At 56.7% G+C, this 16,309-nt stretch carries 14 protein-coding genes and 1 pseudogene; 6 read left to right on the top strand and 9 right to left on the bottom strand.

The features are described from left to right. Positions 1 to 139 precede the first annotated feature (139 nt). Complete coding sequence (gene asnB, locus DYE26_RS30695; protein ID WP_036620416.1) at positions 140 to 1,984, top strand: asparagine synthase (glutamine-hydrolyzing); 1,845 nt, start codon at positions 140 to 142, stop codon at positions 1,982 to 1,984. Between the two features lie 166 nt (positions 1,985 to 2,150). On the opposite strand, the gene DYE26_RS30690 is transcribed toward asnB, so the two are convergent. The 4 genes from DYE26_RS30690 to DYE26_RS30670 all read right to left on the bottom strand — a co-directional run bounded on the left by DYE26_RS30690 (position 2,151) and on the right by DYE26_RS30670 (position 6,151). After that, positions 2,151 to 3,116 carry a LacI family DNA-binding transcriptional regulator gene (locus tag DYE26_RS30690; protein ID WP_036620413.1) on the bottom strand — a complete coding sequence of 322 codons (966 nt, stop codon included), beginning with the start codon at positions 3,114 to 3,116 and terminating at the stop codon, positions 2,151 to 2,153. A 399-nt stretch (positions 3,117 to 3,515) separates the two neighbouring features. After that, positions 3,516 to 4,136, bottom strand: a complete 621-nt coding sequence (locus DYE26_RS30680) for an XTP/dITP diphosphatase (protein WP_036620407.1) — start codon at positions 4,134 to 4,136, stop codon at positions 3,516 to 3,518. A 3-nt stretch (positions 4,137 to 4,139) separates the two neighbouring features. Then, positions 4,140 to 4,898, bottom strand: coding sequence for a ribonuclease PH (rph, locus tag DYE26_RS30675; RefSeq protein ID WP_036620405.1), 759 nt, complete (start codon positions 4,896 to 4,898; stop codon positions 4,140 to 4,142). Positions 4,899 to 5,077: 179 nt separating this feature from the next. Continuing rightward, positions 5,078 to 6,151 (bottom strand): GerMN domain-containing protein, encoded by a 1,074-nt coding sequence (locus tag DYE26_RS30670; protein WP_036620403.1) that lies wholly within the window; start codon positions 6,149 to 6,151, stop codon positions 5,078 to 5,080. 148 nt (positions 6,152 to 6,299) lie between these two features. On the opposite strand from DYE26_RS30670, the gene DYE26_RS30665 reads away from it, so the two are divergent. After that, complete coding sequence (locus DYE26_RS30665) at positions 6,300 to 6,860, top strand: phosphatidylglycerophosphatase A family protein (protein ID WP_172531736.1); 561 nt, start codon at positions 6,300 to 6,302, stop codon at positions 6,858 to 6,860. Positions 6,861 to 6,877: 17 nt separating this feature from the next. Here DYE26_RS30665 and DYE26_RS35040 read toward each other — a convergent pair. Continuing rightward, positions 6,878 to 7,057: pseudogene (locus tag DYE26_RS35040) on the bottom strand (IS4 family transposase); the annotation flags it as partial. Positions 7,058 to 7,338: 281 nt separating this feature from the next. Between DYE26_RS35040 and DYE26_RS30660 the strand changes: the two are divergent. Continuing rightward, positions 7,339 to 8,253 (top strand): transposase, encoded by a 915-nt coding sequence (locus DYE26_RS30660; RefSeq protein ID WP_115311358.1) that lies wholly within the window; start codon positions 7,339 to 7,341, stop codon positions 8,251 to 8,253. 308 nt (positions 8,254 to 8,561) lie between these two features. On the opposite strand, the gene DYE26_RS30655 is transcribed toward DYE26_RS30660, so the two are convergent. The 3 genes from DYE26_RS30655 to DYE26_RS30645 form a co-directional block, all read right to left on the bottom strand. Further along, positions 8,562 to 9,560 carry an MBL fold metallo-hydrolase gene (locus DYE26_RS30655; RefSeq protein ID WP_051985312.1) on the bottom strand — a complete coding sequence of 333 codons (999 nt, stop codon included), beginning with the start codon at positions 9,558 to 9,560 and terminating at the stop codon, positions 8,562 to 8,564. Continuing rightward, positions 9,557 to 10,312, bottom strand: coding sequence for a class I SAM-dependent methyltransferase (locus DYE26_RS30650; protein WP_036620398.1), 756 nt, complete (start codon positions 10,310 to 10,312; stop codon positions 9,557 to 9,559). The genes DYE26_RS30655 and DYE26_RS30650 overlap by 4 nt, the downstream gene beginning before the upstream one ends. Positions 10,313 to 10,436: 124 nt before the next feature. Further along, on the bottom strand, positions 10,437 to 11,681 hold the full coding sequence (locus tag DYE26_RS30645; RefSeq protein WP_036620397.1) for a peptidyl-prolyl cis-trans isomerase: 1,245 nt from the start codon (positions 11,679 to 11,681) through the stop codon (positions 10,437 to 10,439). Between the two features lie 230 nt (positions 11,682 to 11,911). Here DYE26_RS30645 and DYE26_RS30640 point away from each other — a divergent pair, with 230 nt between their 5' ends. Further along, on the top strand, positions 11,912 to 13,267 hold the full coding sequence (locus DYE26_RS30640; protein WP_036620395.1) for a dipeptidase: 1,356 nt from the start codon (positions 11,912 to 11,914) through the stop codon (positions 13,265 to 13,267). A 182-nt stretch (positions 13,268 to 13,449) separates the two neighbouring features. On the opposite strand, the gene DYE26_RS30635 is transcribed toward DYE26_RS30640, so the two are convergent. Continuing rightward, a complete protein-coding gene (locus DYE26_RS30635; RefSeq protein ID WP_009225122.1) occupies positions 13,450 to 13,674 on the bottom strand; it encodes a helix-turn-helix domain-containing protein in 225 nt (74 codons plus the stop codon). A gap of 350 nt (positions 13,675 to 14,024) precedes the next feature. Between DYE26_RS30635 and efeO the strand changes: the two genes are divergently transcribed. After that, complete coding sequence (efeO, locus tag DYE26_RS30630; RefSeq protein WP_036620393.1) at positions 14,025 to 14,951, top strand: iron uptake system protein EfeO; 927 nt, start codon at positions 14,025 to 14,027, stop codon at positions 14,949 to 14,951. A gap of 4 nt (positions 14,952 to 14,955) precedes the next feature. Then, positions 14,956 to 16,299, top strand: coding sequence for an iron uptake transporter deferrochelatase/peroxidase subunit (efeB, locus tag DYE26_RS30625; protein WP_082207698.1), 1,344 nt, complete (start codon positions 14,956 to 14,958; stop codon positions 16,297 to 16,299). The last annotated feature ends 10 nt before the right edge of the window (positions 16,300 to 16,309 follow it).

Here is a 16,309-nt window from a genome sequence, read left to right as displayed (position 1 = left end):
TCCCCTTTCTCCTGCTTGACGGTCATAGTTTTCCATGATGGACAGACATTTTATGCCTTTGTTCGGCATAATTTGTTAATACTTTTCGCCCGGTCGGCAAGCGGGGAACGTAAAGCAATGCAGAAAGGAGATTGCAAAAATGTGCGGAATAACCGGCTTTATCGAATGGAACCGGGATTTGACCAAAGAATCGGACCTTGTACAGACCATGACATCCTGTCTGGAAAAACGGGGCCCCGATGCGCAGGGAACCTGGATTTCGGGCCCTTGCGCTTTTGGCCATCGGCGCCTTAGCGTCATGGATCCCGAGAACGGAGCCCAGCCGATGATCATCCATGAAGAAGACGCGGTGTTCACCATCGTATACAACGGGGAGATTTATAACGCGCCGGAATTAAAGGCCGAGCTGCAGCGGCGGGGCCGCAAGTTCCAAACGACCTGCGATACGGAGGTGCTGCTGCAATCGTATATCGAATGGGGGCCGGATTGCGTATACCGGCTTAACGGCATTTTCGCCTTTGCCGTCTGGGACAGCGTTAGACAGCATGTTTTTTTCGCCCGCGACCGCCTTGGCGTCAAGCCGCTGTTCTACAGCGAGGTGGACGGAACGTTGATTTTCGGCTCCGAACCTAAAGCCATTTTGCAGCACCCCAAAGTCAGACCGGTCGTGGGAGCGGAAGGGCTTGCCGAAATTTTCGTCATCGGGCCGGCCCGAACCCCCGGCCATGGCGTCTACAAGGATCTCAAGGAGCTGCGCCCCGGCCACGTCATGATTTACAACCGGTCCGGACTGCGGAAATACGCCTACTGGAAGCTGGAGGCGGAGCCTCATACCGATGACGTGGAAACGACGGCCGCCGCCATCCGCCGGCTGCTGCAGGATACGCTGGAGCGGCAGCTGATTTCCGACGTGCCGGTCTGCACGCTGCTGTCGGGAGGCCTGGATTCCAGCGCGCTGACCGCGCTTGCCGTCGATTACTACAAGCGGACCGGCCAAGGCCGGGTGCACACCTACTCGATCGACTATGTGGATAACGACAAACATTTTAAAGCCCACAGCTACCAGCCGGGCGCGGATGGCCCGTGGATCAAGCGGATGGTCGAGGAACTGGGCACGGAGCATCACGCGATTACGTTCGACACTCCCGAGCTTGTCGCCGCCCTGCCCGACTCGACCGTCGCCCGCGACATGCCGGGCATGACCGATATCGACGCGTCGCTGCTGCTGTTTTGCCGGGAAATCAAAAAGGGGGCCACGGTGGCCATTTCCGGCGAAGCGGCGGATGAAGTATTTGGCGGCTACCCCTGGTTCCACCGCGAGGAGCTGCTGAACTCCGGGACGTTCCCCTGGTCGGTGGCGACCGGGCTGCGCGCGGATCTGCTGGCCCCGGAAATCCGCGAGTGGATCAAACCGGAGCAGTATATCGCGGACCGCTACAGCGAAGCCGTGGCCGAAGCCCCGAAGCTGGAAGGCGAATCCGGGGAGCGGGCCCGCATGCGCATCATGTCCTATTTGAACATCACCCGCTTCATGCCGACGCTGCTCGACCGCAAGGACCGCATGAGCATGGCCGCCGGCCTGGAGGTTCGCGTCCCTTACTGCGACCACCGGCTCGTGCAGTACGTATGGAATATCCCCTGGGAGATCAAGACGACCGGAGGCCGGGAAAAAGGCATCCTGCGCAAAGCGCTCGAGGGCATTTTGCCGGAAGACGTACTGTACCGCAAAAAAAGCCCATATCCCAAAACCCATAATCCGAACTATTTAACCGCCGTCCGCAGCGAAATGCTGTCCATTTTGGATGATCCGTCATCGCCGATTCTGCCGCTGATCGATAGCGGCAAAATCCGCTCCATCGCCGCTTCCGAGGAATCTTCCTCGAACCTGCCGTGGTTCGGCCAACTCATGTCCGGACCGCAGCTGTTCGCTTATTTGTCCCAGGTTAACCACTGGTTAAAAACTTATGGCATCGAGTTCCGCTAACGGAACTGACTGGATATCCGGATGAATAAGTGTACCTTTTACAACTACTGACCAGTAACCTCAAAAAAGAACGGGTCACGGGGGCAATTCCCCGTGAATCCCGTTCTTTTTCCCTTAAAATCCGTTTTTCCCGGTTTAGCGGGCTCGGACGTCAAATCAAGCCAAGTCAAATTTTTCCCACGGATTCGCCTTTGATCAAAGTAACGTAAATCCGTTCGTGTTCAACCTGCTCACCCGCCAAAATTTTGATTAACTGCTCGGCGGCGAGCGCCCCCCATTTGCGTTTCGAGTAATTGATCGTGGCCAGGCGCGGCTGCATATAGTTCGTCAGCTCGATATTGTCGAAGCCGATCAGATGAATATGCTCGCCGATCCGGTAGCCGGTTCCCTCCAAACGGTTCCAGAAGCCGATCGCCATTTCGTCGTTCAGGCAAAAAACGGCCGCCGGTCCGGAGTATTCCCGGATCACCTGCTCGGCGGCCCGCTCCCCGCCGCTTTTTTTGAAATCGCCGGCGATTTCGATCCATTCCGCTTCCCGGGCGCGGTCCGCCACCATTTTAACCGCCTTCATCCGCTGAGTCGAGTCGAACGAACCCTCCGGACCGGACACCACATATATCTTCCGGTGCCCTTGCTCCAGCAAATATTCGGCAGCCAACGCGGCGCCCGCTTTGTTGTCCAGCAGCACCTGATTGATGTTGGGATGGTCCAGCTCCCGGTCGAGCACGACGATTTTATGGTTGCGGTCCGCATACTTGAGCAGCTCTTCATTTTTAAACGTCTGGTCCAAAATAACGGCCCCGTCGATCATCCGCTCGGGAAGCATCCGGTGCGCCCTTTTGCCGCTGCATACGATCAGATCGTAACCCCGGCCGTTGCATACCTCTTTCATTCCGTCCAGCAGGTCGCCGTAAACATCCCCCTTGAAATCCGTTAAAAACACGCCCAAAATTCCGGACTCCCGCTTCTTTAACGTTCTCGCCGCCGCATTCGGCACATAATTCAGTTCCTTGGCAACCGCCAAAATTTTCGAGCGGGTCTCATCCGTCACCTTGCTGCTGCCGTTTAGGGCGTATGACACGGTTGATATGGAAACCCCGGCTTTTTTCGCGATATCCTTAATGCTTACCAATGCTCCTCGCTCCTTACGTTGTCACACCCTGCCTTGCGCCATTAGACTCGTTGATTTGTGCCAAAAAGTTCCGTTATCCTAACCTTAAATATTTTACATAAAAATCTCAACTATATTGTTATTTCTTCAGCCCTGGTCGGATCTTTTGCCGCGGCTTTCCCGTTGAACTGCCGGAGGACCTTCAGTTCAGCCGCCACAAGCGCATCCGTAACGTTAAAGTCCCCGGCCAACAACCACGGCGCCCCCGGCGATCTCCCGGATGCGTTTTTTGATGAAAACGCGCTTTGCTCAGAGGCAATTTTATACAACAACCCTAGCCGTATTGTCCCCTCATGTTCATATGAAAAAGAAGCACAGCACCGGTTTACCCGATTACTGTGCTTCTAAAACATCTGCCGCTCACGGGACCAGCTTGGCCGCCAGGTTGCGCAGCGCAGCGCCGCGGTGGCTGACGGCCTGCTTCTCCTCCAGGCTGAGCTCCGCGAACGTCTTCTCGTAGGCGGGCAGGTAAAACAGCGGATCGTACCCGAACCCGCCGCCTCCGGCCGGCTCGGACGTGATCCAGCCCTCCGCTTCGCCGGAGGCCTCCACGAACCGCCCGGTGGCCGGGTCGTACAGCGCCAGATGGCAGACGAACCGCGCCGGACTGAGCAGCGGCTGCTCGGTATCTTCCCCGAGCCGCTCCTTCTCCAGCTCCGCCAGCAGCTTTTCGTTGTTGTCCTCGTCGGAAGCGCGCTCGCCGGCATAACGGGCCGAATAAACGCCCGGCGCCCCGCCCAGCCGGTCAACGCATAACCCCGAGTCGTCCGCCAGCACCGGACGTCCCAGGTGATCGCCCACCGTTTTGGCCTTCTTGCGGGCATTTTCGGCAAACGTCTCGCCATCCTCGACGATTTCCGGAATATCCGGGTAATCGGCCAGGCTCCGCACCTGCTTGTTCAAGGCCTCCAAAGCATGGGCGAATTCCCGGACCTTGCCCGGATTCCGCGTGGCCACGACGATAACCGGTCCTTCAATCATCGTTTACACCGCCGATCCAGGCTGGCCGCTTTGAATGTGCAGGGCGACGGGGCCAAGCGCTTCGCGCTGCTGCTCGATCATCTCCCGGATTCCTTTTTCGGCCAGCGCCAGCATCCGGTCCAGGTCCTCCCGGGAGAACGGGTTTTCTTCCCCGGTCCCCTGCACCTCGACAAATTGGCCGCGGCCCGTCATTACGACGTTCATGTCGACCATCGCCTTGGAATCCTCGTCATAATTCAGGTCAAGAAGCGTCTCCTGCCCGACGATGCCTACGCTGACGGAAGCGATATAGTCGGTGATCGGAAAGACCGGCAGCGCATGCTTTTGGACGATCTTGTGCATCGCCAGCGCCATCGCTACGAAAGCCCCGGTAATCGACGTCGTCCGCGTCCCTCCGTCCGCCTGAATCACGTCGCAGTCAATCGTGACGGAGCGCTCGCCCAGCGCCTGCAAATCGACAACTGAACGGAGCGAGCGCCCGATCAGGCGCTGGATCTCCATCGTCCGTCCGCTCAGCTTTCCCCTTGCCGATTCACGCTGATTCCGGGTCTGGGTCGCCCGGGGGAGCATCGAATATTCGGCCGTCACCCAGCCTTTGCCTTGCCCCTTCATAAACATCGGCACTTTCTCTTCCACGGTCGCCGTACACATCACTTTCGTGTCGCCGACCTCAATATATACGGAGCCCTCCGCATATTTGTTGACGTTTACGGTCAACTTCATCGGGCGGCGCTCGTTCGCTTCACGTCCGTTACTTCTCATTCTGATGGCCTCCTACATTTTCTTGCTGTCCATATGCTTTTCCTATTCTACCAAAGTGTGGTCATAAAAGCATCATTCCATTCCTCCGGACGTGGTCCGCGCATGCCTTTCGCCATATAAAAAAACCCTGCGCCGCAGGGTTTTTCGTTCATGTTTTCATCCTCAAATCAGGCTGGAGTCTACAGCGGAATGGCGTTAATCGTTTCGGGCCGCATGACGGGTTCGCTGTATTTTTGGTTGTCCATGCCAACGACTTCCTTTTGCCCGTTGACCCAAATGCGCACTTTGCTGTCCTCGGCGTTTTGCGCCACGGTCAGCACGAGCGACTGCATCATCTGCGCCGGAAGCTTCTCGCCGGCTTCAAACATATCGTCCTGCAGCGATATCGTCACGACTCCATCCTGGGATTTTTCCACGCTTTCCAGTTTGGTATTGTCCGTCACGACTCTTTCCAGGCCATCGCCCCGCTGCGGACCTTGGAGCAGTTCGCCAAGCGCCGCCTTCACCGGGTCGTTCCCGGCGGGAACAAAACGTGTGACCGGCACAAAATACTGCACCCCGTCCGGCGTCGCCGCGGAAAAATACACGACCACCGGGCTCGATTGCGACAAGCTGGAGCCGTCGTTCAGCTGCAAATTGATGCCGATGCTGCGGCTGAGCGGGCGATCCAGCGGTGTGCCGCCGACCGGCATTTCGTTCAGCTTTTCCCCGTCCACCCAGAGCTGGACCTTCTCGACGCCGGGAGTTTCGGTTAACGTCCAGGTCAAAGCTTCGAGGATTTTCCGTTCATCCTCCTTCGCATAATCGGCAAACGCCCCGTTGAATTCGACGACAGCCAGCTTTTCGTCTTGCTTGACGGTCACGGCTTTGACCTCGGTCCCCGCCGGAAGCACCCCGGCAAAACCAGCCGGAATCAGGCTGTCGTACGGCCCTTCCTGTACGATCGTTTCCAGCATCCGGTTCAGTCTCAAGGATGCGTCGCCTTCCGGCAAATGCAGCGCCACCGGGGCAATCAGGCCGTGCTCGTTCTCCAAATAAACCGTCGAAAGCTCCTTCTCCGTCATGAAGCTTGTCTGCTCCGAGCTTGCCTTCTCGGCGCCGATCGACTCCAGCATTTGCGCCTCCACGTCCGCGGGCGGCGGATCGATTTGTGCGGATGAGCTGGCTCCGAACAGACTGCATCCCGACAGCAGCAGCGGGAACGCTAATACGCTGACGGCGGCCGTGTTCCGAAAACGGCGGTTCCTATTCATCGTCTTATTGGCTCCTCCCTAACATTTTTCTTAGGTTTGTATTACTATATATACGAGCCCTTCTTTGAAAAATAACTATATTTTTCCGGGAAGTGGACAAACTGCTTCATATCTGTGCCAAGAAGAACCAGATAGCGAGGGATATTATATGGGGATGGAACAACCAAAACAAAAAGCGCCTTATAGCCTGAACAGCAAAAAAGTCGCCGACGCCACCAAGGCATGGCTGCACAAACGGGGCGTTACGACCGAACAAATCGCGGAACTCGTGATGTTCCTGCAGCAGAAATATTATCCGAACCTGACGATGGAAGAATGCGTACACAACGTGGAGCAGGTGCTGACCAAAAGGGAAGTGCAAAACGCGGTATTAACCGGCATTCAGCTTGATGTCCTGGCGGAACAGGGGCTGCTTATCCCCGAACTTCAGGAGATGATCGCGAACGACGAAAGTTTGTACGGCGTCGATGAAATTTTGGCTTTTTCGATCGTTAACGTATACGGCAGCATCGGATTTACCAATTACGGTTATGTGGACAAGCTGAAGCCGGGCATTTTGGAAAAGCTGAACGATAAAACCCTCGGGCCGATAAACACATTTCTGGACGACATCGTCGGCGCCATCGCCGCTTCAGCCAGCAGCCGGATCGCCCACCGCAAGCAGGCCGAACGGGAGCACGGCGAGGACACGCTTGATGACGAGCGTTGATGCGGAGAATTCGCGAGCCTTATGTAGTTGAAAAAAGCCGCCGCAATCCATTGCCGGAGTTGACGCTGAATCGGAGGCAAACAGTGTCTTCCCGGCTTTTGGGGCTGCTTCGTTGATCAATCAAGCAACTGTTGTAAGGCAACCAGCCAATCGAGTGCGCCAACTTCGTCGCATAGCAAATAAAACAAGCCGCTATAAGGAACGTGCGTTGGACTTTACCGGGTTCGTGTCTTAATGTTCCTACCTGCTGCCTGCTGCCTGCTGCCTACCTTTGCACGATTATCCCTTTCTTTCAGGGAACAGGGGACGGAGGCTAGAACAAGGGTTCCAAAAAAAGTGAGAAGAAAAAAACAAAAAAGATGAGGAAAAAATGAGGCGGTTCAGGTGAGATTTTCGGCTTGATAAGGGAACATACGTTTGGTATAATGAAATAAATGGAACCTATGTTCGTATATTTTTAATTCGGAGGCGAGCGAATATGGAAGTCAATACGGGAACGGAACTTCAGCCATTCAGCAGCCGTTTTAACAGCGAACAGGACTGCATGGAGGCGCTAATCGCGATGAAGTGGCCAAGCGGCTTCGTCTGCCCGCGATGCGCTCATACCCGGTGCAGCCGTCTGACCTCCCGGCATATCCCCTTGTTCGAGTGCGGAAAGTGCAAGCATCAAACATCGCCTTTGGTCGGCACGATTTTTGAAGGAACGCATCTGCCCTTGCTCAAGTGGTTCGAGGCCCTGGATTTATTCCTGCTGGAGGGCGGCATCTCGGCGCTGCGGCTGAGCAAGGTGATCCGGGTCGCCTACAAAACCGCCTGGTCGATGCTGCACAAAATACGTCATGCCGTGGGGGAGTTTGATGCCCGGGAGCTGCTCTCCGGAGACGTGAAGGTGAACAGCGATCAGTATGGGCGTAATCCGTCCCGGTGTCAGGTTTCGCATCCGTACGCCTCGGCGGTCGTAGCGGGCTGCACGGTCAAGGATTCGGGCGAGCCGGAGCGGGTCAAAATCCGCCTGGTACCGCATAAGCGGGGAGGCGAAAAAAGGGCAAACCGTCACGATCTAAACACGTTTATCAATGGGCATGTGGATGTCTGTACATCGGAGGTGCAGTTGTTCCCTCAGGCCTTTCGGCTGTATGCGCCCTTGCGGAGAGTGGTGAGAGAGGCGTGGGAATCGCTGAAGAGTACGTATGGAGCCTTGGGGCTGAAGCATCTGCAGGCGTACCTAAACGAATACACCGGACGCCGCCGGTTGCGCCTGCAAGGAGGACGGCCCGGAGCGGCAGAAACGATGCGGCAGAAGTTGCTGCGCATGTGTGTGGCGATACCGGCGATTCCTTACCGCCGGCTGATCGCGCGCCAACCGAACCAGCCCCTTGCGGCTGCGGCTTGATCGAGACGCTGAAACGATGGGGAGGGAGTTTGATGCAGATCAACTTAATGGGTCCTTGATCTCTTGTTTTGATCTCTTGTCCTGTCTGTTTCATCTTCCCTAAACCTGATTCCTTTCCTAAGCCCGTTTAAATTATCTCGAACCTATCTGCTACTCCACTAAGTATTTTCTTCTCCCAAGCTTGTCTTTCTCTCTGCTGCCTGATTAAAAGGGATAATTGTGCAAAGTCTCCGGACAACAAGTGTTGATCTACGAAAGTTGAGTTATAAATTAAATTAAAAAACGGCCATAGGCCGCTTTTTGTATGTTTATCGCATCGTAAGATGAAATTCCACCGCGGCTTCCCCGCTTGTCAACCGCTCCCTGGCACGCCCGCGGCGTACCAGTTCGACCAGATGGGCCAGCGTTTCGGCCATGGCAAAGCGCATTTGGTGGATGCCAAGGTCGGTGCCGAACAGCGCGGCGCAAACCTCGAACCCGGTCTGCGGCCGCGGCCGCAGCAGCCCTTCGATCCGCGCCAGCCGCTCCTCGTGATGCTCCAGCAGCATGTGGACGCGTTCAGGGAAATGCTCGAACGGATGGCGATGCCCCGGAAAAGCGATCCTCACCTCATAGCTCGCAAACCGTTCGAGTGATGTGAGGAACGATTGCAGCGGCTGCGGGTCGCTGCCGGGCAAAAAGCTGATATTGGGGGAAATTTGCGGCAGTACGGCGTCGCCGCAAAACATCAGCTTGCGCTCAGGGTCATAGAAGGACAAATGCCCCGGGGCATGTCCCGCGCTTTCGAGCGGCAGCCAGCATCGCCCGCCCATCACCACCGCCTCCCCTTCCCGGATAAAGTCAACCTCGGGCGCCGGGGTCACCTGCGAAAAAAAGCTCCGGAGATGCGGCGGCAACTGGCCGCTCCAAACAGGCGGCATGCCGTGGCGCCGGAATAGGCGGGGCAATTCCTCGTTCATGACGCTGTCCTTCCCCCACATCAGCTGTGTCTCTTCGTAAGCGCGCCGGGACATGCGGACGGCCGCCCCGGTTATAGACTGCAAATATCCCGCCAGTCCGTAATGGTCGGGATGGTGATGGGTCACCATGATTTGCGCCACATCGCCCGGAGCGATGTCAAGCTGGCGCAGGGCGAGCAACCATTCCCGCTCGGTCTCGGCGGTCCTCGGCCCCGGATCGATGATTGTGATCCCCTCCGGACCGCGCAGCATATAGCTGTTCACCCAGCGCAGCGGAGGAGCCATCGGCAAGGGTACCCGGATAACGCCTTCTTTGTCCCAGGTTTGAATCGCAAGCATCGTCTTCATGGGCGGCTACCCGCCAAAATCATCCGAGGCGACGTTTCGGGGTCATAGCCGTCTTCGCCATAATCCCCATGGATTTGCTCCAAAACCAGTCCGGCCTCTTCCAGCATAACGGCAAATTCCTCTTTCGAGTACAGTTTGATCCGTTCCATGTATTCCCTTGCCCAGGCTCCGTCCGCTCCCGCTCCCGGGCCATTCTCCTTTGTAATCGTGATGTGCTTTTTGACATAACCGTCTTCGATGACGCGGCGTTCGGTGATGAGCTGACCCTCGTCCATTCGTTCGGACCGGGGCACGAGATGCACCGCCGTATAAGCCGGGTTCAAATAATCGATGACAAAGCGGCCCCCGGGCTTCAACATCCGCGCCACCTCCCGCAGCACCTGGATATGTTCATGATCGTCGTGAAAATAACCGAAGGAAGTAAATAAGTTCAAGACGGCGTCAAAACCTCCCGCGAGCGGCAGGTTCCGCATATCGGCCCGCACCCAGCGCACGATCCGCTTGGCATCGTTCCGCTTCGCCTCCCGCAGCAGCACCTCCGACAAATCGACCCCGGTGACCTCATAACCCGCCTCCGCGAAGACGAGGGAATGCCGCCCCATGCCGCAGCATAAATCAAGCACTTTAGCGCCGGGCGGCAGGTTCAGCCAAAAGATCAGCTTTTCCGCCTCGCGCCGGGCTCCCCACTGATCCCGATGCTTGTAGACGAGCAGATAATCTTCCCCGAAGCTCCGTTCATACCAATCCGACATGTCTTTTGCCTCCCATACAGCACCAGCCGATACTGCATTGCTCTATCCTTATTATACTCGAAAAAAACCGCCGAAACGTTATTGCTTCGGCGGCTCCATCCAACAAACTTGCGACATTTTCATATTATTGCGCTGCAGCGGCGCCGTTCGCGTCCGTGAGCGTATTCGTAATCTTCGATTTGCTGTGAAGGTTTTGCAGCCAGGCGTCCGACATTTGCGAAACCTGCTGGCTTACCAGCATTTTGCGGATTTTTTCCTTCTCCTCTGCCAACGTAGCCGTGTGCGCTTCCTTGCGGTCGGTTACCTTGATAACCTGATAACCCCCGCTTGTTTTCACCGGATCGCTGATTTCGCCCTTGGCCAGCTTAAAAGCCGCATCCTCGATGGCCGTTTCTTGCTGCCCGCGGGCAAAGAAGTCGATATCCCCGCCTTTGTCCTTCGTCGCCGTATCCAGCGATTTGCTCTTCGCCAGTTCCGCGAAGTCCGCGCCTCCATTCAACTGTTTGATGATGTTCTTCGCTTCGTCTTCCGTTTTCACAAGAATGATCGATGCCCGAACCTGCTCCGGAGTATTGAAGGATTCTTTATATGTCTCAAACATCTGCTTGATTTGGTCGTCGGTGACTTTCACTTGCGGCTCGAGCAGTTTGGTCAGCTTCAGCTGATTGGCAATCTCGCTCCGCAAATTGTCCATCGTCATCCCGTATTGAACGAGCGCCTGTTTCAGCGCTTCCTCGGAACCGAACTGAGCGATATAGGTATCTTTGATTTCCGCGTCGATATCGGCGTCGGTGATCGTAATATTCTGTTTCTTGGCTTCCTGGTCGATCAGTTCCTGGTCGATCATGCCGGAAAGCACCTGCTCGCCGCCTTGCGCCGCCATTTTGTTATACAATTGGTCTTTCGTAATTTCTACGCCGTTGACCGTAGCGACCGCTTCGGCTTTTTTCGCCGCGAACGGTGGCTTGATCAGTACGACGACGAGCAAAACGGCCAGCACCAGCGAAACGATCGGCCAAAGCTTGCCCCCATTTGACGTCTGCACTGGCGTTCCCTGCTCCGAAAAATCCTCGGCCTCCATCACCGGAACGTCTCCGCCATCGCGCCCGCCGGCATCCTCGGCGGTATGCTGCAAGCCGAGAGCCGGGTCGTATTCCGCTTTCGTCAGCTCTACGGCGCCGCCCGTTGTTTGGCCCTCGCCTTCTTGCTCACGCTGCCCAGCCGGTTCATCCGCGCCGCGGGCTTGTCCTTCAGCCTTATCGGCTGTATCCGCTGTTTTTGCAGTTTCTGCAGTTTCCGCCGTTTCGTCCTCCGGCCTTGGCGCCGCCTCGTCGGCCGCTTCCAGCTCCTTCTTCTCTTTGTCTTCCATATGTTCTTTACTCCCTTCTTCAAATAGCAGACTTTTTAACCATATTCTTGACTTTAACAGAAATCGTTGGGGTATACCTTAAATAAGGATAAAAAAACAGAGAGCGATTTTTAAGTTATTTTTAAGCTATCCGCCAAAAACCCCCCAAAATCCTGTTTCCGTCATTCGTGTTCTTGGCGAAAAAGGTGTAGAATATACTGGTAAATCCAGTTCGGGAGGAACAAAAAACGATGGACTACCAATCTTACTTTAGCAAGCATCGAGAACAACATTTGAATGAGCTGGGGGAATTGCTGAAAATCCCCAGTGTTTCGGCGCTGTCCGAACATAAAGGCGATGTGCTGAAAGCGGCCGAATGGATCGCCGACGCGCTTCGCCGGGCCGGCATGGAAGGCGTGGAAATCCACCCGACCGCCGGGCATCCGGTAGTTTACGCCGAGCATTTGCACGCTCCGGGCAAGCCGACCATCCTGGTCTACGGGCATTACGACGTCCAGCCGGTAGACCCGCTGAATCTGTGGGAGACGCCTCCGTTCGAGCCTTCGATCCGGAACGGCAAGCTGTACGCCCGGGGCGCCACCGATGACAAAGGGCAGGTATTCATGCACATCAAAGCGGTGGAAGCGCTCCTCAAACAGGAGCAGCAACTGCCGGTCAATATCAAGTTTTGCATCGAAGGCGAAGAGGAGATCACCAGCCCCAACTTGCCTTCCTTCCTGGAAGCGAATCAGGAGAAGCTGGCGGCCGATTGCATTCTGATTTCCGATACCGCGCTCTTGGCCCCGGGCAAACCGGCGATCTGCATCGGCCTGCGCGGATTGTGCGCACTGGAGATTTCCCTTTATACGGCCAACACCGATTTGCATTCCGGCACATTTGGCGGCGGCGTACCAAACGCCTTGCATGCGATGGCCTCTCTGCTCGCCTCTCTCCATGACGAGAAAGGCCGCATTACGGTAGAAGGGTTTTATGAAGGGGTGCCCGAGCTGACCCCGGAATTGCGGGAAGAATTCGCCAAGCAGCAGTTTGACGAAGAGAAGTTGAAACATGACCTCGGCTTGGAGACCCTGTACGGAGAAGAAGGCTATTCCTTCGTGGAACGGACAGGCGCCCGTCCGACGCTGGAGCTGAACGGGGTGTGGGGCGGATTCCAAGGAGAGGGCACCAAAACGGTGCTGCCGAAGGAAGCCCACGCCAAAATCACCTGCCGGCTCGTAGGAGATCAGGACCCGCAGGCCACGATTGACCGGATCGAACGCCACCTGCGCGCGCATTTGCAGCCTGGCGCGACCTTGAGCGTCAAGGCTACCGAAAAAGCCCGCGCCTTCTCGATCGATCCGTCGGACCCGATGCTGCAAAAAGCGGCAGACGCCTACGCCGCCGTATACGGGACCCGCGCCTTGTTCACCAAAGACGGCGGCTCGATTCCGATCGTCGAAACGCTGTCGCGCGTGTTGTCCGCCCCGGCCGTCATGATGGGCTTTGGGCTGCCGGATGAAAACCTGCACGCCCCGAACGAACATTTCAACCTGGAGAACTTCGACAAAGGGCTGCTGACGATCGTCCATTACCTCAAGTCGCTGTAAGCCAAATATCCAACAAAAGCTGTCCGGACCTGGACGGCTTTTTTGTTTGCGACAATATGTCGGTTCAAAGGGAGGGCTAGCGGCCACCCCCGACAAAACAAAAAAACCTCCTCTCCCTCCCGCTTCAAAGACGGAATGAAAAAGAAGGTTTACGGTTTTCTGTTCAGCCATATAGAATACCGTTAGATTTTTAGCTCCCCAAGCTTGATCAGCTCGACAACCGCCTGCGCACGACCTTTGACATTCAACTTTTGCATGACATTCGAAATGTGATTACGTACGGTTTTTTCGCTGATAAACAGCTGCCCCGCGATGTCGCGCGTCGTTTTATCCTGCACGAGAAGCTCGAAAACCTCCCGCTCACGATGAGTCAACAGAAATTTGCTGTTACGATCGCTGCTCTTCATAATGCGTCACCCCTCCTTGCTCGGGTTTTATGGTTTAACAAGGTTAAGGGATACAGTCAACACATCTTATGAAGAAACCGTAGTAATGGTGCGGTGCTGCGGCAAAATGGGCGATGCCCTACTTGAACGCCATGGTACATGGTATATAACATCATAACCCGGCGGCCCGAAGCGCGCCAGACCGGCGATGCCCCATTTAATTAAAATTTTTATTGACGCCGAAATCGCTTCTGATTAAGATGTTAGTTGGTGAAAGTGATAATCATTATCATTCGTAGTTTTGATGGCTTTTTCTCATAGCCATTCGACTAAGAAACTTTAGGTTAACCGATAAGGGGGCATTTTTGATCATGAATTATCGTTATACGGTTTCCACCGCTTTGATCTTATCCGCGGCATTGCTTTTGTCCGGCTGCGGGGACGGAAAACAAGCCGAAAACGGCAGCCTTGCCCAGACGGCGAGCGGCGGTGCGGCGAGCGGCGGCGCGGCCGGCGGGAATGGCGCCGACAGCCATAACGTCGCAAACGGAAACGGCGCGGAGTCCGCCAAGCCGGATTTTCAAACGGCCATCGGGCAATACCGGGAATACGTCATTCAGGAATGCGACGCTTTCGTTACCGAAACGGGTAAATTCGTTGAAGCCGTAAATGGCGGGGACATCGAAACGGCCAAAGCGCTGTATGCGCCGGCCCGCATGCATTATGAACGCATTGAGCCGATCGCCGAGGCGCTGGGCGACCTCGATCCAAACATTGACGCGCGCGACGGTGATGTCGACGCCGCGGAATGGCGCGGCTTCCACCGTATCGAAAAAGCGCTGTGGGAAGACGGATCGACGGACGGGCAGAAGGAGTTTGCCGACCGCCTGCTCAGCGACGCCAAACAGCTGCGGGCTTTGGTGGAGACGGTCGATATCCAGGCTCCCCTGCTCGTTACCGGAGCCGTCGAACTGTTGAACGAAGTGTCCACATCCAAAGTAACGGGCGAAGAGGAGCGGTACTCCCGCACCGACTTGTACGATTTCGCCGCCAACGTGGAAGGCGCGAAAAAAATCTACGAGCTGCTGTCGCCGCAGCTGGCGAAGCAGGACGCCGAACTGGATAAGCAAATCGCCGAACGGTTTGCCGCCCTGGAGCAAGAGCTCGCCCAGTTCAAAGAGGGTAAAGGATATATGAACTACGATCAGCTCAAGGAAGAGGATGTCCGCAAGTTAAGCCAAAATCTAGACGCCCTGGCCGAACCTTTGTCCAACATGGGCACGCTTTTGGGAGTTTAGAACGATGAAGAAAACGGACCTGAAAATAGACGTCCGGCAAGGCGCCCAAAAAAGCTCGGACGATCCTGCCGGCGGCTCCGGAAGCGGCGGCCTGCTTAACGAGCGGCTTAGCCGCCGCGATGTGTTGAAGCTGGCCGGTGCGGGCGGACTGGGCCTGCTGCTCGGAGGCGGCGGCGCGTACGGCGTGATGGCGGCCCAAAAAGCGCTGGCCCGCAAAGGCGGATCGTCAGCCGCGGCGGCGGGCGGCCGGGTGCCTTTTTACGGGAGCCGCCAGGCAGGCATCGTCACGCCGGCTCAAAACTTCCTTTGCCTAGCCGCCTTCGACCTGACGACCGGCTCACCCGCCGACGTGCGCAAGCTGCTTCAGGCTTGGACGAAAGCCGCGGCGGCGATGGCCAAAGGCGCGATGATCGGCGACAGCAACAACAAGCTCAACCTGCCCCCGTCCGACACCGGCGAGGCGGCCGGCCTATCCCCATCCAGGCTAACGCTGACGTTTGGCGTCGGCCCTTCCTTTTTTGACGGGCGCTTCGGCCTGGCCGTTAAACGCCCGGCCGCCTTCGCCGACTTGCCGGCGTTTAACGGCGACGCCCTGCAGCCGGAGTGGTGCGGCGGCGATTTGGCCGTGCAGGTGTGCGCCGACGATATGCAGGTGGCGTTCCACGCCGTTCGCAACCTTGCCCGGATCGGGCGGGGCACCGCCGTGCTGCGCTGGATGCAGGAAGGCTTCCAGGGAACGGTCGCGGTGGATCCGTCCGGTGGGACGCCGCGCAACCTGATGGGATTCAAGGACGGGACCGGCAATCCCGACGCTTCGGATGCCGCGGCGATGAACGAATCCGTTTGGGTGCAGCCCGGGGACGGTGCCGGCTGGATGGAAGGCGGCAGTTATATGGCCGTCCGCCGCATCCGGATGCGCATCGAGATCTGGGACCGCTCGTCGCTCGCCGACCAGGAGCAAACCTTCGGACGGTACCGGGATACAGGTGCGCCGCTGGGCTCGGCCGACGAATTCGCCCCGCTTGATCTTGCGGCCAAAGACGCCTCCGGACAACCTCTCCTGCCGATGACTTCCCACACGCGCCTGGCGCATATGGATGGGAAGATCAAAATATTGCGCCGGTCGTACTCCTACACCGGGGGGATCGACGCCAAAACCGGGCAGCTCGACGCCGGGCTTATTTTCATCAGCTTTCAAAGAAACCTGCTGCAGCAATTCGTCCCGATCCAGCAAACGCTGGCGCAGAGCGATAAATTAAACGAATATATCCTGCATATCGGCAGCGCCGTATTCGCCTGCTTCCCCGGCATCCGCGAAGGCGGATACATCGGGGAACAGCTGATCTAGGAAAGGAGGG

It is taken from the genome of Paenibacillus macerans, from assembly GCF_900454495.1.
Taxonomy (GTDB): domain Bacteria; phylum Bacillota; class Bacilli; order Paenibacillales; family Paenibacillaceae; genus Fontibacillus; species Fontibacillus macerans.
Note: the sequence above shows the minus strand (reverse complement) of the source record. Positions and strands in the feature narration are given on the sequence as shown.

Excerpts from the sequence above, each read along its gene's own strand:
- asnB (WP_036620416.1), top strand. The coding sequence starts at position 140 with ATGTGCGGAATAACCGGCTTTATCGAATGGAACCGGGATTTGACCAAA.
- DYE26_RS30680 (WP_036620407.1), bottom strand. The coding sequence starts at position 4,136 with ATGATTGAAGGACCGGTTATCGTCGTGGCCACGCGGAATCCGGGCAAG.
- rph (WP_036620405.1), bottom strand. The coding sequence starts at position 4,898 with ATGAGAAGTAACGGACGTGAAGCGAACGAGCGCCGCCCGATGAAGTTG.
- DYE26_RS30670 (WP_036620403.1), bottom strand. The coding sequence starts at position 6,151 with ATGAATAGGAACCGCCGTTTTCGGAACACGGCCGCCGTCAGCGTATTA.
- DYE26_RS30665 (WP_172531736.1), top strand. The coding sequence starts at position 6,300 with ATGGGGATGGAACAACCAAAACAAAAAGCGCCTTATAGCCTGAACAGC.
- DYE26_RS30660 (WP_115311358.1), top strand. The coding sequence starts at position 7,339 with ATGGAAGTCAATACGGGAACGGAACTTCAGCCATTCAGCAGCCGTTTT.
- DYE26_RS30655 (WP_051985312.1), bottom strand. The coding sequence starts at position 9,560 with ATGAAGACGATGCTTGCGATTCAAACCTGGGACAAAGAAGGCGTTATC.
- DYE26_RS30650 (WP_036620398.1), bottom strand. The coding sequence starts at position 10,312 with ATGTCGGATTGGTATGAACGGAGCTTCGGGGAAGATTATCTGCTCGTC.
- DYE26_RS30645 (WP_036620397.1), bottom strand. The coding sequence starts at position 11,681 with ATGGAAGACAAAGAGAAGAAGGAGCTGGAAGCGGCCGACGAGGCGGCG.
- DYE26_RS30640 (WP_036620395.1), top strand. The coding sequence starts at position 11,912 with ATGGACTACCAATCTTACTTTAGCAAGCATCGAGAACAACATTTGAAT.
- DYE26_RS30635 (WP_009225122.1), bottom strand. The coding sequence starts at position 13,674 with ATGAAGAGCAGCGATCGTAACAGCAAATTTCTGTTGACTCATCGTGAG.
- efeO (WP_036620393.1), top strand. The coding sequence starts at position 14,025 with ATGAATTATCGTTATACGGTTTCCACCGCTTTGATCTTATCCGCGGCA.
- efeB (WP_082207698.1), top strand. The coding sequence starts at position 14,956 with ATGAAGAAAACGGACCTGAAAATAGACGTCCGGCAAGGCGCCCAAAAA.